The organism is Bifidobacterium miconis, assembly GCF_019331735.1.
GTDB lineage: Bacteria > Actinomycetota > Actinomycetes > Actinomycetales > Bifidobacteriaceae > Bifidobacterium > Bifidobacterium miconis.
In genome coordinates this window covers 73,590-95,486 of sequence record NZ_JAHBBH010000007.1, presented here as the reverse complement: position 1 = coordinate 95,486, position 21,897 = coordinate 73,590, and the positions used below count along the sequence as shown (strand labels likewise).

13 protein-coding genes are annotated in these 21,897 nt (G+C 64.8%); 9 read left to right on the top strand and 4 right to left on the bottom strand.

Annotated elements, in window-relative coordinates:
* Positions 1–133 precede the first annotated feature (133 nt).
* Positions 134–4,135: a glycoside hydrolase family 2 TIM barrel-domain containing protein gene (locus KIH79_RS03985; RefSeq protein ID WP_219058222.1), complete on the top strand. Its 4,002-nt coding sequence runs from the start codon at positions 134–136 to the stop codon at positions 4,133–4,135.
* A gap of 92 nt (positions 4,136–4,227) precedes the next feature.
* On the opposite strand, the gene KIH79_RS03980 is transcribed toward KIH79_RS03985, so the two are convergent.
* Together KIH79_RS03980 and KIH79_RS03975 are read right to left on the bottom strand one after the other, a co-directional pair.
* Positions 4,228–6,096, bottom strand: a complete 1,869-nt coding sequence (locus KIH79_RS03980) for a sialate O-acetylesterase (protein WP_219058221.1) — start codon at positions 6,094–6,096, stop codon at positions 4,228–4,230.
* Positions 6,097–6,141: 45 nt separating this feature from the next.
* Positions 6,142–7,509: a GDSL-type esterase/lipase family protein gene (locus KIH79_RS03975; protein ID WP_236023592.1), complete on the bottom strand. Its 1,368-nt coding sequence runs from the start codon at positions 7,507–7,509 to the stop codon at positions 6,142–6,144.
* A 189-nt stretch (positions 7,510–7,698) separates the two neighbouring features.
* Between KIH79_RS03975 and KIH79_RS03965 the strand changes: the two genes are divergently transcribed.
* Positions 7,699–9,096, top strand: a complete 1,398-nt coding sequence (locus KIH79_RS03965; RefSeq protein WP_219058220.1) for a GH1 family beta-glucosidase — start codon at positions 7,699–7,701, stop codon at positions 9,094–9,096.
* Between the two features lie 153 nt (positions 9,097–9,249).
* Here the strand turns inward: KIH79_RS03965 and KIH79_RS03960 are convergent, their stop codons facing one another.
* Positions 9,250–10,362 (bottom strand): ATP-binding protein, encoded by a 1,113-nt coding sequence (locus KIH79_RS03960; RefSeq protein WP_219058219.1) that lies wholly within the window; start codon positions 10,360–10,362, stop codon positions 9,250–9,252.
* 362 nt (positions 10,363–10,724) lie between these two features.
* On the opposite strand from KIH79_RS03960, the gene KIH79_RS03955 reads away from it, so the two are divergent.
* The 7 genes from KIH79_RS03955 to KIH79_RS03925 all read left to right on the top strand — a co-directional run bounded on the left by KIH79_RS03955 (position 10,725) and on the right by KIH79_RS03925 (position 20,386).
* Positions 10,725–12,431: an ABC transporter substrate-binding protein gene (locus tag KIH79_RS03955; RefSeq protein WP_219058218.1), complete on the top strand. Its 1,707-nt coding sequence runs from the start codon at positions 10,725–10,727 to the stop codon at positions 12,429–12,431.
* A 31-nt stretch (positions 12,432–12,462) separates the two neighbouring features.
* On the top strand, positions 12,463–13,452 hold the full coding sequence (locus KIH79_RS03950; protein ID WP_219058217.1) for an ABC transporter permease: 990 nt from the start codon (positions 12,463–12,465) through the stop codon (positions 13,450–13,452).
* Between the two features lie 27 nt (positions 13,453–13,479).
* Positions 13,480–14,484: an ABC transporter permease gene (locus tag KIH79_RS03945; RefSeq protein WP_236023591.1), complete on the top strand. Its 1,005-nt coding sequence runs from the start codon at positions 13,480–13,482 to the stop codon at positions 14,482–14,484.
* The gene (locus tag KIH79_RS03940; RefSeq protein WP_219058216.1) at positions 14,481–15,437 is read left to right on the top strand and encodes an ABC transporter ATP-binding protein; all 957 of its coding nucleotides are present in this window, start codon (positions 14,481–14,483) and stop codon (positions 15,435–15,437) included. The genes KIH79_RS03945 and KIH79_RS03940 overlap by 4 nt, the downstream gene beginning before the upstream one ends.
* 3 nt (positions 15,438–15,440) lie before the next feature.
* Positions 15,441–16,265 carry an ABC transporter ATP-binding protein gene (locus KIH79_RS03935; RefSeq protein WP_219058215.1) on the top strand — a complete coding sequence of 275 codons (825 nt, stop codon included), beginning with the start codon at positions 15,441–15,443 and terminating at the stop codon, positions 16,263–16,265.
* 87 nt (positions 16,266–16,352) lie between these two features.
* Complete coding sequence (locus KIH79_RS03930; protein WP_219058214.1) at positions 16,353–19,208, top strand: glycoside hydrolase family 2 protein; 2,856 nt, start codon at positions 16,353–16,355, stop codon at positions 19,206–19,208.
* Between the two features lie 140 nt (positions 19,209–19,348).
* Positions 19,349–20,386 carry a LacI family DNA-binding transcriptional regulator gene (locus tag KIH79_RS03925; protein WP_236023590.1) on the top strand — a complete coding sequence of 346 codons (1,038 nt, stop codon included), beginning with the start codon at positions 19,349–19,351 and terminating at the stop codon, positions 20,384–20,386.
* Between the two features lie 78 nt (positions 20,387–20,464).
* Here the strand turns inward: KIH79_RS03925 and KIH79_RS03920 are convergent, their stop codons facing one another.
* Positions 20,465–21,808 carry an ATP-binding protein gene (locus KIH79_RS03920; RefSeq protein WP_219058213.1) on the bottom strand — a complete coding sequence of 448 codons (1,344 nt, stop codon included), beginning with the start codon at positions 21,806–21,808 and terminating at the stop codon, positions 20,465–20,467.
* Positions 21,809–21,897 lie beyond the last annotated feature (89 nt).

Below are 21,897 nucleotides of genomic sequence, written 5' to 3'. Positions count from 1 at the left end.
GACAGCATGCGACAAGCCGCCGTTTCCGTCTCTTCGGAAGCGGCGGCTTCGTTATTCAGGCACGCCGGACAGCACGTGATGGTAGCGTTATCAGCGATACCGTCCAGTCAAGCCCGAAGGAGCGCAGCACCGCATGTTCATCCCACGGTATTACGAAGACCTCACCACCCTGCACGTCGGCACCGAGCCGAACCGCGCCTACTATGTCCCCGCGTCGCAGCGCACGGACACGGTCGGCGAGAAGCGTGCCAATTCCGACCGTTTCCAGCTGCTCAACGGCGACTGGGATTTCAAGTACTACAAGAGCATCTACGACCTTGACGCCGACGTGGAAGCCGCCCGCGCCGCCGGCCGCCCGGCGTTCTGCGACGACGGCTTCGACGGCACCGGCGCCCCCGCTGACCTGGAGTCGTGGGAGCATCGCGCCGCCGTCAGCCACGGCCGCGAGGCCGCCGGCTTCACCGCGATCCCGGTGCCGAGCGTCTGGCAGAACCACGGCTTCGACGGACACGAGTACACGAACGTCAACTACCCGTACCCGCTCGACCCGCCGTACGTGCCGCAGGACGACCCGTGCGGCGTCTACATCCACGAGTTCGAGCACACGCCGAACCCTGACGCCCCGCGCACCTTCCTCAACTTCGAGGGCGTGGACTCCTGCTTCTACGTGTGGCTGAACGGCCGGTTCATCGGCTACTCGCAGGTCTCCCACTCCACCAGCGAATTCGACGTGACCGACGCGCTCGACAACGGCATGAACATCCTCGCCGTGCTCGTGCTCAAGTGGTGCGACGGCAGCTATCAGGAGGATCAGGACAAGTTCCGCATGTCCGGCATCTTCCGCGACGTCTACCTGCTCGACCGTCCGGAGGACGCGGTCCGCGACTACTTCGCGCACACGGCGATCTGGCGCAACGTCGATCCGCGTCTGCTCGACGATCTGACCGACGCCGAGTACGACGCGTCGCCGGTCGACCACGCGACCATCGACGTCGACTTCGCGTTCTACGACGACGCGGACGTGCCGGTGACCGTGCAGCTGTTCGACGCGAACGGCGAGCTCGTCGCCGAAACGCAGGCCGAGCCGATCGACGATGTTGCGGACGACGACGCGACTGCCGACGACGATCTCGAGGAAGGCGAAATCGAGTCGATCGACGAGATCGCCGACGTCGACGACGGCGAGCCGAGCGACGCCGAAAACGCGCTGCACATCGCGATCGCGACCGGCACCGCGTCCCCGACGATCGTCGACACCGACTCCGCCGCCGGCGACAGCGCGTTCCTGCCGACCGCGCACGCGCGGCTCGTCGTCGACGACCCTCAGCTGTGGACCGCCGAAACGCCGTACCTGTACACCATCGTCTACACCACGGCGCACGAGGTCATCACCGACCACATCGGCATCCGCGAGGTCAGCGTCGACGGCAACGTGATCAAGGTCAACGGCAAGCCGATCAAGATCCACGGCGTCAACCGCCACGACTCCGACCCCGTCACCGGCCCGGTCATCAGCGAGGCGCAGATCATGCGCGACCTGACGCTGATGAAGGAGCACAACGTCAACGCGATCCGCACCAGCCACTATCCGAACGCGCCGCACTTCTACGACCTGTACGACAAGCTCGGCTTCTACGTGATCGGCGAGGCCGACGACGAAAGCCATGGCACCGACGTCGCGATCGCCAAGGACGACAGCTGGGACGCGCACGCCCAGCGCTGGCCGCGTCTGATCGCCGACAATCCGGCGTGGATCGCGCCCACCGTCGACCGCGTGCAGCGGGCCGTCGAGCGCGACAAGAACCACGCGTCGATCATCTTCTGGTCGATGGGCAACGAGTGCGCGTACGGCTGCACGTTCGAAGCCGCGCTCGAATGGACGCACGCGTTCGACCCGAGCCGCCTGACCCACTACGAGTCCGCGCGCTACGTGACCGCCGACCGTGAATACGATTTCAGCCATCTTGACGTGCATTCGCGCATGTACCCGTCGATCGAGGACATCGACCGGTACTTCTCCGAGGAGGGCCCGCGCACGCCGGACGGCAAGCGCGACGGCACCTTCGGCGGCGACGATGGCGACAACGGCGTCAAGCCGTACTTCATGTGCGAGTTCTGTCACGCGATGGGCAACGGCCCGGGCGACCTCGAGGACTACTTCGACCGCATCCAGCGCTACGACGGTCTGGTCGGCGGCTGCATCTGGGAATGGTGCGACCATGCGATCGACCGCGGCACGAATGCGGCCGGCCGGCGCGAGTACGCGTACGGCGGCGACTCGGGCGAGTACCCGCACGACGGCAACTTCTGCATGGACGGCCTCGTCTACCCGGACCGCACGCCGCACACCGGCCTGCTCGAGTTCAAGAACGTGTACCGTCCGGTGCGCGTCGCCGGATTCGACCCGGCCGCGGGTACGGTCACGCTGCACAACTACTACGACTTCCTCAACACCGCCGACGCCGGCCTGTTCCTCGACTTCACGCTCGTGGTCGACGGCCGCCCGGCCGTCAACGCGAGCTGGGAGGAGGACGCGGCCGCGGGCGATGCGTTCCGCGTGGAGCATCCCGGCAACTACACGCCGGCCATGCCCGCGATCGAACCGCACGGCGAGACGACGGTCGAACTGCCGACCGCAATCCGCGCGGCCATCGCCGAACTGGGCGAGCGCGGCGCGGGCAAGGCGACGCTGCTTGTGCGCACGTATCGTCTGACCGACGACGGCGTGCTGCTCGCCGGCTTCCCGCTCGGCTTCGACGAGGTCGCCGTGCCGACGGCTGACCCGCGCAACCAGACCGTGGTCGCGCTGCTCGAGGAGGCGCGCGACGAGGCCGGTGCGGCTGGTGCGGCCGGTGCCGAGGACGGTTGCCGCGGTTGCGGCGAAGGTGTCGAGGGCAAGGGCTGCTGCGGCGGTTCGTGCGGCGACTGCGGCAATGATGAGGCGCGCGGCAAGTCGTCGTGCGACGGTTCATGCGCAGACGGCGACCGCGGCGACGCGCACGTCGGTTCCGCGATTCCCGCGCTGCTCACCGTCAGCGAGACGTCCGCGGCGATCACCGTCGAGTCTCCCGACTTCCGCTACGCAATCGACAAGCGCACTGGCCTGTTCTCGGAGATGACGTACGCGAACCGCTCGCTGCTCGATCGCCCGATGGAACTCAACATCTGGCGCGCGCCCACCGACAATGATCGCAATGTGCGCAACGAGTGGGAGCGCGCGCAGTTCGACCGCGCCTACGCCCGCGCATATGAGGTCGATGTGCTGGTCGACGAGGATGATCTGGTCTCCGCCCAGCCCGACGCCGAATCGTCCGTCGTCTCCGACATGGACATGGTCGCGCCGGAAGTCGCCGCACAGACCGAAGGCGAGCCGGAGCTCGTCGCGTCGTTCGGCGACGCGGACGGCGCGCAGACGGTCGACGCCGGTTTCGGCGGCTTCGACGACGGTACGGTGGCCGTGGCTGGCGACGTGACGATTCAGGCCCGCATCGGCCTGGTCGCGCCGATCGTGCAGCGCATCGCCACCGTCGACGCGACGTGGACGATCCATCCGAACGGCGCGATCGAACTGACCATGGACGTGACGCGCGATCCGGCGTTCCCGTTCCTGCCGCGCTTCGGCCTGCGCCTGTTCGTGCCCAAGGCGCTGCACGACGTGACGTACTGCGGCCTCGGCCCGATCGAGAGCTACGTCGACAAGCGCCGCGCCAGTTGGCACGGCGTGTTCGCCGGCACGCCGCAGACGCTGTTCGAGCCGTACATCAAGCCGCAGGAGAACGGCAACCACCACGATTGCGACTGGGCGTCCGTGGCCGGCGACGGCATGGCGCTCACCATGTTCGGCGGCGTGGCCGCCGGCGCTGCGGATGATGCGGCGGACGCTGCGGGAGAGGCGGCAACGGCTGATTCCGCGCCGTCCACGTTCGACTTCCAGGCGCTGCCATACACGGCCGAGGAGCTCACGCACAAGATGCACAACAGCGAGCTCGAGGAGTCCGCTTCGACCGTGGTGTGCGTGGACTACGCGCAGTCCGGCATCGGCTCCAACAGCTGCGGCCCGGCCCTGATCAAGCAGTACCGCCTCGACGCGGAGCGCTTCACCTTCGCCGTCGGCTTCGTGCCCTCGGTTCGCTGATCCGGACGCTATAAGCCAAGTGCCATAAACCAACGAAAGCCGGTTGCCACACCTCACGTGGCAACCGGCTTTCGTTTATGCAGTCCGATGGTCTACCGCAGGGAGCGGCGGAATGGGGGAGCGGGGAGGCTGGACCCGTTGAAGAGGGGCGCGGGGCCCCAGCTGCGCCACGCGTAACGCACGGCCGTTGGATGGGCGACGGCGGGGGAGCGCAGCGTGACCGTGTCGCCATGATGTCCATCCCCGAGCACGATGACCGCGTCGGCCGGGTGGAAGACGCCGTCTTCGCCAGCCAGTTCGAAGCCGGAGTCGCCGGCGTCGCGGTGGACCGGATCGTCGTTTGCCGCGTTGTTGCCGGGATCGCGTCCGTACGTGCCGGGAACCGTACCGTCGAAATGCAGCCCGTTCGCGTGATCGAGCCGCAGCGTGACGGTGCCTGTGGCGGTATTGACGACCGTCGCATCGACCGGCGTCGGCCCGTCCACGGCGATGTCGTCGCGCCCGTACACGTTGCGCAGCGCGCAGTCGGCGAGACGTTCGCCGGGCGTGCGCTTGTCGGTCGGGTGAATGTTGTCGAATTCTCCGCAGTCGATCGTCGCGATCGTGAACACGTTCGCGATCGTACGTGCCGCATCCCACTGCGCTTCGCGGATCACCGGCCAGTGCAGCGGATCGGCGTGTGCCGCGGCCGTGCGCTTGTCGATCCACTGCGGCAGCTGCACGATCAGGAACGGGATCGCCGTCGCGCCCGACGCAATGCCGTCGCCGGACGGACTGACCACGCTTCCCCCATCATTCTGCGCGCCGATTCGGGAAACGTCCTGTGATGGTGAGGCCGCGACCGCACCGGAACCACGCCACAGTCCCCGCCATTCGTCCACGAGCAATCCCAGCAGTTCACGGTACGACTCGCAATGAGCCTCGTCCTCCTCGCCCTGATACCACAGGAACCCGGCCACACCGTACGGTGCGACGCGTTCGATCATCGTGCCGAACGGTCCGGTCGGCCGGTACTGCGAGGTCGGCGTGACCGGCGGCGGCCACGGGCATTCTCCGTATCGCGCGTTCAGTGTGTCCCACGTGATGTCCGGCTCCGCCGCGCGCGCGGCTCCGATAGCGTCGTTCCACGCGTCGAACTTTGTCTGCCACGCCGTCGTTTCCGCGGCGAACTGCGCGTCCGTCTTGCCGGCGATCGCCGCGTCGAACCGCGCGAGATACCCGCGTCCGGCCTCGCACGTCTCCAGCGTGGCGCGGCTCATCCACGAGGTGATCGACGTGCCGCCGATATAGCAGTCGATGATGCCGACCGGCGTGTCCGGGCCGAGTTCGGCGCGTAATTTGCGTGCGAAGTGGTATGCCACAGCGGACATATAGCCGCTGGTTTCCGGCCTGCTCGTCACCCAGCCGGACTGCGCTTCCGCGGTCAGGTCGACGACACCGGTTTTCGGCGTGTTGTAGAAGCGCAGCAGCGGATCAGCGCTGGCCGCGGCGGCCTTGTCCGCATGCTCGCTGTTGCGCAGTTCGAGTTCCATGTTGCTCTGTCCGCCGGCGAGCCAGACTTCGCCGACAACGACGTCGGAGAACGTGAGGGTCTCGCATGACGGTTCGTGCGTTGCGTCGCGTGGTGTTTCACGTGAAACAAGCAATGTGTAGGTACCGCCGGCCGGTACCGCCGGCAACTCGACCAGCCAATGCTTGCTCGCGGTGACGATGGACGCCGCGCGCAGAGTCTCGGTTTGTGAGCCTCCGTTTGTGCTCTGCAGTTCGACGTGGATGACCGATCCGGCCGGTGCCGTGCCGAAAACAGGAATGGGTCGATTGCGCTGCATCACCATGTGATCGCTGAACACGGCGGCCACGCGCAGCGATCCGCTGACGGTGCGGTCCTTCGCGCCGGAGGAGGCGGTTTTGGTGCTGGCGTCCGATCCCGGTGCGGGGCCGGTGGCAATGGGTTTGCTCATGATGCTTCCTTGATGGGTCGTATGGGGGTGTCCGATGGGTGCCGGTCAGTCGTTCCAGACGGACGGGCCGAGCGATTCAATGAAGGCGGCGAGTTCGCGAGCCATTTCCTCGTGCTCCGCGACGCGCGGATGGCCCGGAGTGGCCACTCCGTTGCGCGAGTAGAGGAAATGGTAGGCCACGGGTGCATGACCGACCGAAGCGGACGGTCCGGCCGGACGATTTCCGGCAGAGGCGGCGTGTTCCGCGGCGGCCCCCATGCCCAGTTGGCACAATGCAGCCAAATCCTGCGCTTCGGCGGCCAGATCGGCGTTGAACGTGTACACGGCCTCGTCGATCGCCCGGTCCCATGCCGGGTCGTGCCGCAGCATAGTGGTGGTGCAGATGATCGTCGCATGCGGATACCGTTCGTGCAGCGACCGCAGGAAGTCCACGTACCGTGAACGCCAGTGCGCCGCCTGCTCGCCGTGATAGTCGCGCGCCATGAAATCGTCCGGATGCGCATCGTTCTGGCCGATCGCGATCACCACGACCTGCGGCGTGTACCGCGCGAAATCCCACGGCTTGGTCTCGCCGAGCGTTGGATTGTATTCGACGCGGTCCCAGATGCTCTCCTGCCCGATATAGTCCGGTCCGCGGAACCAGCCGATGCCATCGATCAGCGACGCGCCGCCCTGCGACACGTCGTGCAGCGCGGCGCCGAGCCTGCGCGCCGCGATCGCGCCGTACGACATCCACGCGTTGCTGTACGAACTCAGATCGACGTCCGGATCGAGCTGGCCGACATACAGCGCGGCCTCGTTGCGCTCGCCGCAGGACACCGAATCGCCGAAGATCTCCATGCGCCGGACGGGCGCGGGGTCGAGCGGCGGCAGCACGCGCGCGCCGGCGTCGAGCCCGAAGCCGAACAGCTGCACGTAATGCTGGCCGTCCTGCCGTTTGCACACGATTGCCGTGTGTTCGATGTTCGGCAGATTGTCGGCGAGAGTGACAGTGACCGGCGTCGCCGTTGCGCCGGCGGAGGAGTTCGGGAGCGCGTTCGTCCAGCCGGTGCCGAACGGCGTGCGCGGACTGGCCGGTGCGGGGAGTTCGACTGATGTCTCGGGCTGCATGTCGTCGGTCGGATCGTGTGATGCGGTGCTGCTGTTGGGCATGTCGTTGAGTCCGGCGAATCCGGACGGGATGCGTACTTTGGCGGTCACGCCGTCGATGATGACTTCGAGATGGCTGTCGCCGTAGTTCCAGTAGTTGATGAGATCCGCGGTCAGCGACGTGCCGGTAAAGCGGAATGCGACCTGCGTGTACGGGTAGACCCAGATCGGTCGGGTCGGGTCGGCGTCGTCGATGCGGCCCATCGTGCGCAGTGCCGGATCGTTGGGGGCGATGATGACTCGTGCGTCGTTGCTGTCTATCATGACTTGTCCTTTGCGTTGTTATCTGCTGAACAGCTGTCCAGCCGGTGTATTCGATGCCGCGACGCGCCGTCGCACAACACCTTAACCGGTTCATAAAAACATGATACACTCGTCGTGGACGTTATCAACTACCAATCGGTCGCTAACGGAATCGACCGATGCGTACCAATGCAGAGAAAGGAATCATCGATGACTCTCCCCATCGTCCCCGACGCCTTCATGTTCGGCACCGCCACAGCCTCCTATCAGATCGAAGGTGCAGCAACCGAAGACGGACGCTGCCCGTCCATCTGGGACACCTTCTCCCACACCCCTGGCCGCACGTTCAACGGCGACACCGGCGACGTGGCCACCGACTCGTACCACCGCTACAAGGAAGACATCGCGCTGCTCAAGGAGCTCGGTGTCGACGCCTACCGCTTCTCCATCGCCATGCCTCGCATCGTGTCCACGGAGGGCGGCCCGACCAACGAGAAGGGCCTTGATTTTTACGAGCGCGTTGTCGACGAACTGCTCGCCAACGGCATCAAGCCGTGCGCCACGCTGTACCACTGGGATCTGCCGCAGTATCTCGGCGACAAGGGCGGCTGGCTGAACCGCGACACCGCCTATCGCGTGGCCGACTACACGCGCCGCGTGGCCGAACGCCTCGGCGATCGCGTCGACACGTGGATCACCCTCAACGAGCCGTGGTGCTCCTCGTACCTGAGCTACGGCGCGAGCGAGCATGCGCCGGGCATGGGCGGCGGCCCGGTCGCGTTCGAGGCGGTGCATCATCTCAATCTCGCCCACGGCCTGATGACGCAGGCGCTGCGTGACGAACTCGGCGACGCGGCCAAGGTCGCCGTCACGCTCAACCTGCAGTTCAACCGCGGCGACGCGGACGCCGTGCATCGCACCGATCTGATCGGCAACCGAGTCTTCCTCGACCCGATGCTGCGCGGCTACTATCCGGACGAACTGTTCGCCGTCACGCGCGGCATCTGCGACTGGTCGTTCGTCAAGGACGGCGATCTCGAGCAGATCCACCAGCCACTCGACCTGCTCGGCATCAACTACTACTCAACCGGTTTAGTCGCCATGAGCGACCGTCCGCAGTTCCCGCAGTCCATCGAGGCGACCACGTTCCCCGGCTGCAGCGACATCGACTGGCTGCCGACGCCGGGCGAGCACACCGAAATGGGCTGGAACATCGACCCGAACGGCCTGTACGACCTGCTCGTGCGCGTGCACAACGACTACCCGGAAATGCCGATGTTCATCACCGAAAACGGCATCGCGTGCGCCGACGAGCTCGTCACCGAAACCGACCCCGCGACCGGCGACACCGTCAAGGCCGTGCACGACGACAAGCGCATCGCCTACCTCACCAGGCACTTCGACGCGGCCCGCCGCGCGATGGAGGCCGGCGTGGATCTGCGCGGCTACTTCGTGTGGTCCATGCTCGACAACTTCGAGTGGGCGTTCGGCTACTCCAAGCGCTTCGGCATCATCTACGTGGACTACGCGACGCAGGAACGCATCCCGAAGGACAGCTTCAAGTGGTACCGGCAGCTCATCGCCTCCCGCGAGCTGCCGGCGCTCTGAAACCCGGTTTTCCGGTATGCTTCCGTGACCCTTGACCGGGGCTCCTTCGGTCGGTTTTTGCGACACCTCATGGTGGTTTTCGGCTGCACAAAGCCCTTTGTGCAGCCGAAAACCACCACGGTCAGGAACGTTTCGTCGCAACGGGCTCGTGCGCTATGCCGCAGAATGAGCCCTGAGGTATTCGCGCAGGAACGGCACGGCGAAGTCGACTTCGCCGCGTTCCGTTTCACGGATGACGTAGGCGTCGAGCAGCCGCTTGCGGTAGTTGGCTGCATAGTTGTCGCTTTTGCCCATACGCTCGGCCACGGCGGCAGTGGCGACAGGCCCGTCGTAAGCGGCCATCGCCTCCAAATAAGCGCGATCGTTGCGTGACAGGCCATTGAGTTCGGGAATGCACACAGCATTGTCGAGATCGGTGCGGGCCTCGGCGATGCCATCTCGCACGTCCTGATCGGTGACCGTGCTGGACATGCGCATATCCGCGGCATCCCAGATGGCGTAGCCGACCAGCTGGATCATGTAAGGATAGCCGGCGGTCGCTTCGGCCGCTTGGTCGAGCTGGCTATCGGAGATGGTCATGCCGGATTCCCGAAAGGTCGTGGCGAAGGCCGAACGCACGTCGCCGATCGGAATGTCGGCCAAGACGTTGGTTTTGGCTCGGCGCAGGAACGTGATGACCTCGTCGTTGAACAGGTCGGACAGCATCTGCGGCAGTCCGGCGAAGACAATGGCGATGTTCCGCCGTGCCCTGATCTGATGCTGCACCGCCGTGGCAAGGGCGATGAGATCCGCACGGTCGGCAGCCTGCGTTTCGTCGATGGTGATGAGCAGGCCGGCATGTTTCTTGTCCAACGCAATAAGGCGTTCGGCCATTGCCTTGCGCAAGGTGTCCGGCATACGTTTGGGAGACAGTTCCGCTTCGCCGAGACTGATGCTTGCTCCGGCAAAGCTCAGTGACGGTTTGATGGACAATCGATCAAGAAGACCGTCAGCGTTCCTCAATTCACCGACCAGCCGTTCGCACAGTCCCTCGGACGCGGTTTCTTCGATGACATCCCAATGCCGTGCCCTTGCCTTGTCCCCGAATACGGTGAGTATGACGGTTTTGCCGGTGCCGCGCGCGCCGGTGACCAGCATGATGCGTCCGGGGGCGCCAACGCCGTTGTCCAGCCCTTTTTCAAAGTTGCGAATGACCTTGGCTCGGCCGATCAGCAGAGGCGGCTCTCCGCCGGCAGTCGGCTTGAACGGGTTCTCCAGTGCGCGCATAAACCCCTCCTCATCCTTGATATATAGCTAAATCAAAAATATCAAAAATATCAAAAGAATCAAAAAGCAGTGGGCCGTCGAATTCCGGCAGTGAGTTGCCGAGGTTTGGGTACCGGGGCATCGAGCACAGGCGCAGTGGCATGACACGCCGCAGTGGCAGAACTTAACCGGTTGAGCTATAGTGATGATCAACTCAACCGGTTAAGTTATCGGCGGGCGATGATCCGGAAGTCGGACCGCAAGCCTGCGCCGCCGTCAGCGATGCGCAGACACAGCCACACGGTGCAGGATAATCGAGTTGAGGGAGACCGGCGCGGGCGCCGGCCATGGAAGGAAAGAACAAGCAACCGAAAGGATTGACGATGACGTCGAAAGTGAGGAAGACCCTGCGTCGAGCAATTGCCGCGGTGGCCGCAGTCGCCTCCCTGATGTCCGTCGCAGCATGCGGCGGCAATTCGTCAAGCACGGCCGCCGACGGGACGGTGGTGAGCATCTTCAACGGCACCACCGGCACATTCAACGAGAACTTCAACCCGTTCTCGCCCACCGCGCTCGGCCCGACGCTGGGCGTGATCTACGAGACGCTCTACTGGTACAACCTCGCCTCCGACGAGGCCCCGAAGCCGATGCTTGCCACCGGATTCAAGTGGAACAAGGATGGCTCCGAAATGACCGTCACCACCCGCGAGGGCGTCAAGTGGCAGGACGGCGAGCCGTTCTCCGCCCGCGACGTCGCCTTCACCTTCAATCTGATCCACAACACCCCGGCGCTCAACACCAACGGAACCGCCGCCACCGCCGAGGTCATCGACGACAACCACGTCAGGATCATCTTCGACAAGGGCAAGAATCCGGCGAAATTCAAGGGTGCCTACATGCAGGAGGGCGGCATCCTTGGCGGCCAGGCCATCGTACCCGAGCACATCTGGAAGAACGTCAAGGACCCGATGAACTACACCAATGCGGATCCGATCGGCACCGGCTCGTTTAAGCTTAACCGCTTCACCCCGCAGTCCTACAGCTTCGAGGCGTTCAAGGACTACTGGGGCGGCGCCCCGAAGATCGACGGCGTGCGCTATATCGCCCTCAACGACGCCTCCGCCGCGACCAGCACGCTCATGGCCGGCCAGGTCGACTGGATGAGCGCGTACATCCCCAGCTACAAGATGCTGCTCGAGAACTACCCGCGCATCGCCGCGGTGAACACGCCGCGACTGACCACCGTCGTCATGACCTGCTCCAACGCGGCCGCCGGCTGCAAGGGACCGCAGACCGACACCGCTGTGCGCCAGGCCATCTACTACGGCATGAACCGCACCCAGCTCAACAAGCTCGCCGGCGCAGGCTCCGGGGCGATCGGATCGCCGACCATGCTCATGCCCGACCGCGACGAGAAGTGGATCGCCGACAGCGACCTCAAATACACGCCCAAGACCGCCAATGCCGAGAAGGCCAAGCAGATCCTCGAAGCCGCCGGCTGGAAGATGGGCAAGGACGGCTACCGCTACAAGAACGGCGAAAAGCTGAGCATGACGATCCAGACTGTCGCCGGCTGGTCCGATTACATCCTGATCAACGACACGCTGAAACAGCAGCTCAAGCCGCTCGGCATCGAGATCGTCTCCACGCAGATGGCGTGGAACCAGTGGAACGACAACGAGCAGAAGGGCAACTACCAGCTCTCGCTCGACTCGCTCGGCCTGGGCGTCACCTCCGACCCGTACTACACGTACAACCCGCGCTACCACTCCGAACAGATGGTCAAGGTCGGCGAGACGTCCGGCGGCCAGAACTACGCGCGCTACTCGAACCAGAAGGTCGACGATGCGATCGAGGCCGCGGCGGCCACCGAGGACGAGAACGAGCGCAAGGCGCAGTACGCGATCGTCCAGCAGGAGATCGCCAACGACGTGCCGTACATCCCGGTCTACATCAACTCGATGCTCACCGAGTTCAACACCGACAAGGTGACCGGCTGGCCCATCGAAGACGACATGTACGCGCTGCCCGCCGCATGGAAGGCGTGGGACATGGGCATCATCCTGCAGCATCTCGAACCGAAGCAGTGAACCGGTTCAGCGACACAGCAAAGGAACATCCATGAAATACGTCCTGAGAAAACTGGGCTTCTACGCCATCGCCCTGTGGGCGGCCCTCACGCTCAACTTCTTCCTGCCGCGCATCATGCCCGGCAACCCCGTCGACCAGCTCATCTCCAAGCTCGCGCAGAAAGGCCAGGTCACCCCGGCCACCCGCCACGCGATCGAACTCATGCTCGGCTCCGACTCGTCCGTGCCGCTGTGGAGGCAGTATCTCAACTACTTCGGCAACATCTTCCGCGGCGACCTCGGCGTATCCGTCACGTACTTCCCGAACTCGGTGACGTCCGTGATCGGCAGCACCCTGCCGTGGACCGTCGGCCTCGTCGGCATCTCCACGATCCTCGCGTTCATCCTCGGCACGCTGCTCGGCACGCTCGCCGGCTGGAAGCGCGGCTCGTGGATCGACAACCTGATCCCCGTGACCACGCTGCTGCAGTCGATCCCGTACTTCTGGCTCGCGCTGATCCTGCTGTACTTCTTCGGACTGAAGAACCCGATCTTCCCGCTGTTCGGTGGCTACGACGTGTGGAGCGTCACGCCCGGCTGGAACTGGGCGTTCATCGGCTCGGTCGTCAAGTACGGCACGCTGCCGGCGATCACGATCGTGCTTTCGTCCGTCGGCGGCTGGATGCTCGGCATGCGCAACATGATGGTCGCCACGTTGTCCGAGGACTACATCCTGACCGCCGAGGCGAAGGGCCTGTCTCGCGGCCGGATCATGACCTCGTACGCCGCCCGCAACGCGATCCTGCCGTCCATCTCCGGTTTCGCGATCTCGCTCGGCTTCGTCGTGGCCGGCTCGATTGTCGCCGAATCCGTGTTCTCCTACCCCGGCATCGGCTTCGCGCTGCTGACCGCCGTGCAGAACAACGACTACGCGCTCATGCAGGGCATCTTCATGATCATCACGGTCTCCGTGCTCGGCGCCAACCTGTTCATGGACCTGATCTACGGCTTCATCGACCCGCGCACCCGCGCCCAGGGCTGAGTCGGGTTCGAGAAAGGACTGATCGAAATGACTACCGCAACCCGTACCGCACACGCGCCGCGCAAGAAGCAGCGCAAGTCGCGCGCCGACTCCATGCTCCCGCCGATGACGCCGAAACTGGCCGTCGGCCTGACGATCGTCGTCGTCATCGCCGCGTTCGCGATCTTCGTGCCGTTCTTCGTCGAGGATCCGAACAAGGTCAGCGACGTCGGCATGACCGCGCCGAGCGCGCAGCACTGGCTCGGCACCACGCAGACCGGCCAGGACGTGTTCGCGCAGCTTGCCTACGCGTGCCGCGGATCGCTGTTCATCGGCCTGACCGTCGGCGTGCTCGCCGTCGCGCTCTCCAGCTTCTTCGGCATCCTCGGCGCTTACGTGGGCGGCGCGACCGACGAGGCGTTCTCTCTGCTCTCCAACGTGATGCTCGTCATCCCGGGCCTGCCGCTCATGATCGTCATCGCCAGCTACATGCCGAACAAGTCGAGCGTGCTCGTCGCCGGCGTGCTCGCCCTGACCTCGTGGGCCGGTCCGTCGCGAGTCCTGCGCGGATTCACGATGTCGGTGCGCTCCCGCGACTACGTGCTCGCCGCACGCGTCGCCGGCGAAAAGCCGTGGCGCATCCTGTTCGTCGAAATCTTCCCGAACCTCATCCCGCTGCTCGCCTCGCAGGCCATGAGCGCGATCATCGCCGCCATCCTCGGCGAAGCCGGCCTGTCCTATCTCGGCCTCGGCGCGACCGACTCGTACACGTGGGGCACGATGCTCTACTACGCGCAGAACGGCATGGCGCTGATTCTCGGCGCGTGGTGGTGGTTCATCCCGCCGGGGTTGTGCATCGCCCTGTTCGGCGCGGCGCTCGCGCTGATCAACTTCTCGGTCGACGAGATCGTCAACCCGAAGCTCAAGGCCGCCACCCGCAGCCAGATCAAGAAATGGAAGCTCGAGGAGAAGGTCGGCAAGGCCAAGTCCGACGCCGAATACACCCCGTCGCCCGTTCCAGCACCCGTCGCAGCCAAGGAGGCAGTCGCATGACCACCGCAACGAATAGCAACGCCGCCAGCTCCGCCGCGTCGGTGAACATTCCGACCAACGTGCTGCCGCCCGTCTACGAAACCGACCCGGTGCTCGAAGTCGACGACTTCTGCGTCGAATACCGCGCCGAGAAAACCGTGCAGGCCGTCAAGCACGTCAACTTGAAGCTCGGCCGCGGCGAGGTCCTCGGCCTGGCCGGCGAATCCGGCTGCGGCAAATCCACGCTCGCATACGGCATTAACCGCTTGCTCAAGCCGCCGGCGGTCATCACGTCCGGCCGCGTGGTCTTCAACTCGCGCGAAGGCTACCCGATCGATGTGCGCGCGCTCGAAGGCGACGACCTGCGCATGTTCCGCTGGGAGAAGATCTCGATGGTCTTCCAGGGCGCGATGAACTCGCTCAACCCGGTCAAGAAGGTCAAGGACCAGCTCGGCGACGTGTTCACCACGCATCGCCCGGACATGAGCCGCAAGGAGCGTCTCGACAAATGCGGCGAGCTGCTCGAGCGCGTCGGCGTGGACCGCAACCGTCTCAACGCCTACCCGCACGAGCTGTCCGGCGGCATGCGCCAGCGTGTCATGATCGCGATGGCGATGGCGCTCGACCCGCAGGTGATGATCATGGATGAGCCGACCACCGCGCTCGACGTGGTCGTGCAGCGCGAGATCCTGCGCGAGATCACCAGGCTGAAGGACGAATTCGGCTTCGCGGTGATCTTCATCACGCACGATCTGCCGCTGCTGCTCGAAATCTCCGATCGTATCGCCGTGATGCGTAAGGGCGAAATCATCGAAATGAACGACGCGATGAGCCTGTACACCAACCCTCAGCAGGAATACACGGCCAAACTGCTGTCCAGCTTCCCGTCGCTGACCGGCGACCGCGGCGACTTCATCCGCACCGGTTCTGAAGATCTGGCCGAAGGCACGTCGCCGTTCGCCACCAAGGAGTGAATCATGACCACGCTTGAATTGAGGGACGTCACCAAGCAGTTCGACCTGCGCGCGGGGCTGAAGACTACGAAGTTCACGGCCGTCAGCCACGCGAGCTTCACGCTCGAGTCGGGCAAAACCGTCGCGTTGGTCGGCCAATCCGGTTCCGGCAAGTCGACGATCGCGAAGATGATCCTCGGTCTGGAGGTGCCGACCGAAGGTCAGATCCTGATCGACGGCAAGCCGGTGGACCACCACGGGCGCAAGGCGGATCACATCTTCCGCAAAACCGTGCAGATGGTGTTCCAGGACCCGTATGCCTCGCTCAACCCGTTCCACACGGTCGAGCATCACATCGCCCGCCCGATGAAGCTGCACCACCCGGGCATGACAACGGAGGAGGTGCATAAGCGCGTGATCGAGCTGCTCGACCGCGTGCGCCTGACCCCGGGCGAGGACTTCGCCAAGCGCCTGCCCGGCGAGCTGTCCGGCGGCCAGCGCCAGCGCGTCGCGATCGCGCGTGCGCTCGCTCCCGAGCCGAGCATCCTCATCGCCGACGAGCCGGTGTCCGCGCTCGACGTGTCCATCCGACTCGGCGTGCTCAACCTGCTGGCCCGCCTGCAGCGCGAGGAAAACCTCGGCGTGCTCTACATCACGCACGACATGGCCACCGCCCGCCACTTCTCCGACGAGATCATGGTGATGCGCACCGGCGAGATCGTCGAGCGCGGACCGGCCGACGACGTGATACTCCACCCGAAGAGCGAATACACCAAGACGCTCATCGGCGCCGCCCCCGACCCGGAGCGCAGGCTCAAGGAGCTCATGGCGCAGAGGGCCGCCGCATAGTCCCGCACCAACCACCGCGGAGTCGCCGCGCTCGCCGCGCGCTCACCGCGCAATCCACCGCACAGTCATACAGAAAGCACAGCAATCATGTCCCACACACCGCACACGTTCGCGCCGATCAGCGAAGGCTGGACCGTCCGCGCACTCAACCCGCAGGTCGCACCGGCCGAACTGCGCGACGTGATCGCCGCCGGCATCTCGGCCACCGTTCCCGGCGAAGTCACGCTCGACCTCGTCGCCGCGGGACTCATCGACGAACCGTTCGACGGCGACAACGAAACCAAACAGCAGTGGATCGGCGACGTCGACTGGCAGTACGAGACGACGTTCGACTGGCACGCCAACGGTCGCACGCGGCACGATCTGGTCGCGTACGGGCTCGACACGGTCGCGACCGTCACGCTCAACGGCCAGCTCGTCGGCTTCGCGCAGAACTACCACCGCTCCTATCGCTGGGATGTGCGCGGCCAGCTGCGCGACGGTGAGAACACGCTCATCGTCACGTTCGCCTCCTCCGTGCGCGAATCCGACCGCCGCGAACAGGAGCTCGGCTACTATCCGCACACCGAGCATCACGCGTTCAACCAGCTGCGCAAGCCCAGCTACCAGTTCGGCTGGGACTGGGGTATTGACGTGGCGAACGCCGGCATCTGGCAAGCAATCGGCATCGACTCGTGGTCGGGCGTGCGTTTCGCAGCCGTGCGTCCGCTCGTCGACGTGCTGCCGGGCGGCGGTTCTGCGGACGATGGTTCCGTGACCGGTGTGCTCAAAACCACCGTCGAGATCGAACGTGAAGGCAACGGCCGCGTGATGGGCGTCGGCGACGCGCACGTCAGCCAGACGCCCGTGCCCGTCAGCGTGACCGTAAGCGGGCCGGGGCTGGACGAGCCGACCACCGTCGCCGGCGAGGTCGAATACGGTCGCAACACGGCGACGATCACCTCGATCGTGCCGAACGCACAGCTGTGGTGGCCGATCGGCTACGGCGATCAGCCGCTGTACGACGTGACCGTCACCGCCGGGGCGGCTGTGGGCGACAGCAAGACGACGGTCGACGCTCCGGCCGCGAACGTTGCAGACGCTGCGAACGTTGAGACCGCCGACGCGACGTGGTCCGGCCGCGTTGGTTTCCGCACCACCCGCGTCGACACCCGCGCCGACGCAACCGGCCGCCCGTTCCAGATCTACGTCAACGACGTGCCCGTGCACGCGCGCGGCTACAACTGGGTGCCGATCGACGCGTTCCTAAGCCGTGCGGACCGCGCGTTCTATGCGAAGCGCTTCAAGGACCTCGTCGAATCGAACTCGAACATGGTGCGCGCCTGGGGCGGCAGCATCTATGAAACCGACGACTTCTACGATCTGGCCGACGAACTCGGCATCATGGTCTGGCAGGATTTCATGCTCGCCTGCGCCTCCTACCCCGAGGACGCGTCCACGCGCGCCGAAATCGAAGCCGAGGCGCGCGAGCACATCACCCGTCTTTCTCCGCACCCGAGCTTGATCGTATGGAACGGTTCTAACGAGAACTACGTGGCCTACAGCGAATGGTGGGGCGTCAAGCAGGCGCTCGCCGACGACGACAAGCCAGCAAACCAGTATGGCTATGGCGAAAAGGCATGGGGTGACTGGTACTACAGTGAACTGTTCCCGCAGCTGCTCGCCGAGCTCGACCCGACGCATGTCTACCTGCCGAGCTCCCCGATGAGCTTCACGCCGTTCACCGACGCGAACAAGTCCGGCGACGGAACCATGCACATCTGGGACGTGTGGAACCGCGTCGACTACCGCCACTACGCCGACTACACGCCGCGCTTCGCCGACGAATTCGGGTATCAGGCGCCGCCCGCGTTCAGCACGCTCACGCGCGTCGTGCACGACACCGAGCTCGACCCGTTCGGTGCGCAGATGCTCGTGCACCAGAAGGCGTCCGGCGGCAACGTCAAGCTTGCGCGCGGCATGCGCGGCCACCTCACGCCCGGCGACATCGACGACGTGAGCTACGGCGGCGTGGTCAACGGCACGCCCGCCGACGGCGAGCACAGCTGGCTCATCCCGACCGACCGCTGGACCGACATCGAGGACTGGCACTGGGCGTGCCAGCTGCAGCAGGCGCAGGCGATGCGCTTCGGCGTCGCGCACATGCGCTCGCTCGAGCCGGTCAACGCGGGCGCGCTGATCTGGCAGCTCAACGACGACTGGCCGGTCGTTTCGTGGGCCGCGGTCGACTACTACGGCCAGCGCAAGCCCCTGTGGTACGCCTCGCGCGAGTTCTTCGCGCCGCGCTTCGCGACGATCCAGCCACGCACGTCCGAGCCGTTCCGCGCCGACCACAGCTGGGAGGGCCAGCCGACCGCGTCCGATCATCTCGAACTGGTGCTGGTCAACGACACGCGCTCGCCGTGGTCCGGTTCGTGGACCGTGCGTCGCATGACGCTCGCCGGCGAGACGCTTGCGTCGCAGACGTTCGACGGCGTGACGGTCGGCGCGTCCGGCAAGCCCGGCGCGCTGTCGCTGACAATCGCCGCCGACGTCGCCGCGTTCGGCGATCCGGCAAACGAACTGCTCGTCGCGACCCCGTCCGCCGCCGCAACGAACAAGGCGGAAGGCCTGGCGTTCGCCCGCGTCATCTACGATCCGGCCGAAGTCATCGACCAGCGGCTCGACCGCACGCCGTTCACGGCGTCCGTCGCGCCGGCTGCGGACCCGGCCGTCGGCGGTTTCGATTTGACCGTCACGGCGCGTGGGTACGTGCGTGACCTGTTCTGCATGGCCGACAAGGTCGACCCGTCCGCGCACGCGGACGCCGGCATGATCAGCCTGCTGCCGGGCGAGACGACGACGCTGCGCATCACGTGCGATCCGGCTGCCTCCGCGGCGATCGATCCCGCCGCATTCGCCGCAGCCAACGTGCTGCGCTGCGCGAACGATCTCAAGCGCTGAAATCGTGCGCAATCCCAAACGTGCGGCGGGGCGTACCACTGCATGTGCCGCTCCGCCGCCGTCATACCGCCGTCCGGCTAGGCTACCAATAGTTGCTGAACAGGTTCAGTTCAGTGTATGACTCAAGGAGAACTGACGCGATGACCATGCCGAAGACGACCATCACTATTACGGATGTGGCCAAAGCGGCCGGCGTTTCGAAAAGCGCCGTCTCCTACGCGCTGAACGGCAAGCCTGGCGTCTCGGACGCCACGCGCGCCAAAGTGCTCGACGTGGCGCGTGCGATGGGTTGGAAGCCCAACAACGCCGCCAAATCCCTGTCCGACGCGAGCATGCGCACGATCGGTGTGGTGCAGCTCGTGGACGACGCCGACAACTTCGGCGCGGGCATGTTCACCATGGACTGCCTCGCCGGCCTGTGCCAGGTGCTGGACCCGCGCGACTATTCGATCACGCTGCGCATGACCGCCGGCGGCGCGCAGGCGGCATGCCACATCTACGAAGAGTGGATCGCGTCCGGAGCGGTCGACGCGCACCTGATCATGGGCGTCGAACTCGGCGATCCGCGACTGGCGCTGTTCCGCGCCCACCCCGAAGCCAAGGCCGTGTTCCTGTCGCAATGGGCCGTGACCAAGGGACTGCCCACCCTGTACAGCTCCGACGACGAGGGAGCCCGCATGGTGGTGCGCTACCTGCACGGACTCGGCCATCGCAACATCGCCCGCATCGCCGGACCGGAGGAATACGTGCACACCATCGTGCGCGATCAGGCCACGGCCGACGAATGCGCCAAACTCGGCATGCGCTGCACCACGCTGCACGGCAAGTATCTGGCCGAAGCCGGCGCGCAACTGTGCCTGACACTGCTGGAATTCGGCGATTCGCCGACCGCCATCGTATGCGACACGGACTCCACCGCCGTCGCGGCCGCCCGCGCCGCCATCTCGCGCGGCGTATCCGTGCCGGGCGATCTGTCGATCGTGGCGTGGGACGATTCGCCGTCCTGCACGTCGGCCACGCCGACGCTGACCGCGCTGCACCGCGACGTGCGCTCGATCGGCGCCAAGGCGGGTTCCATGCTGTTGCGCATGATCGACGGCGAGCAGGTCGACTCCGAGCCGGAGGATCCGTACCGTCTCATCGAACGCGGCAGCACCGCCGCCGTGTCCGCCGCGTGAATCGCTCAGTCATGTTCGTACGAGGGTCCGGTCGACTGACCGGACCCTCGTACAAACTACTTGCGCGCCTACTTGCTGCTACTGCTGGTTCGGGTCCAGCCATCCGATGGTGTAGATCGGGCGATATTCGATGATCCGGGACGATGCTGAATCGGCGGTTCCTGTCTCGACGTTGCCGTCGTGGAAGACGTAGGCATGCGCGAAGCTGTAGTTGCCGGTGGCGAGCAGATTGTTCATGGCGCGGTGACGCGTGTAGTCCTTGCCGGATTTGATTTCGGCCAGCGAAATGGAATCCAGCCCATGCTGGATGACGAAATCCACTTCACCGATTCTGCTGCGGTTGTAATAATGCAATCCGAATCCCTGCGCGGACAGTTCCTGCGCCGCGGCGTTCTCGAAAATCGACCCGTAGTTCATGGTCGAGCGATGGTTGATGATATCCAGATCGACGCTGCGCATCAGACGCGACGTGAGCAGTCCGACATCGTTGAGATACAGCTTGAACGAACTGAGATCGTCGTGCGCGTCCAACGGGTATTCCGGATCCTGCACGCGCGGCGTCGGCAGTGCGATGCCGGCGTTCGCGAGCCAGTCGAATGCGGTTTGCATGTGCGCGAACCGCACGTTTTCGCCAAGTTTGGAGAACTTGAACCGTTTGTTTTCGGCGTTGAGCTGGCTGGGGATCATCTCGTAGACGGTTTTGATGTGCCGCCGTTCAACCGGCGCTCCGACGTACTTGGTGATGTCGTATTCATAGGTGTCGAAAATGGCCTGCTGTGTGTTTCGCACCTTGTTGATGTCCGAAGAATCGACAAACGACTGCACGGCGTCGGGCATGCCGCCGATAAGCAGGTACTTGTACCACAGGTCGGTGAACTTGTCATGCAGGAAATCGGGAATGGGACGATTCCCCTGCAGGCATTCGGAAACGGTGTCCATGGCTGACGCGGGTAATGAGCATGCTGCGCAGAACTCCGCGAAATCCAGCGGATACATGCGCATGGTCTGCAGAAATCCCACGGGAATCGAACGCACGTTGAATACGTCGATGCCCAATAGTGACCCGGAAACGATGACGTCCAGACCCTTCATTTCGGCAAGGAACTTCAGCCATGTAAGCATGTCCTCGCATGCTTGGATTTCGTCGAGAAACAGCAGCGTCTCGCCGGGCGTGATCTGCGTGCCGGAGAGCACGGACAGTCGCAACAGCAAATCGTTGACGTCGGTGGCCTTGGCCACGGTTGTCACGGCTTGCGGCATTTCGATGAAGTTGATTTCGGCGACATGACGATAGTTGGCTGCTCCGAAGTGCCTGATGAGCGTGGTCTTCCCGACCTGCCGGGCGCCGGTGACCAGCAGGCCCTGACGGGTTTTCAAACTCTTCCACGCCATCATCTGCGCATAGGCTTTTCGTTCAATCACGATGGTTCCTTCTCAGGTATTGAAAAGCATAGTATTTCAACGAAAAATATACCAAAATTCGACGTATCATTCCCGTTTTTGCATCTGAA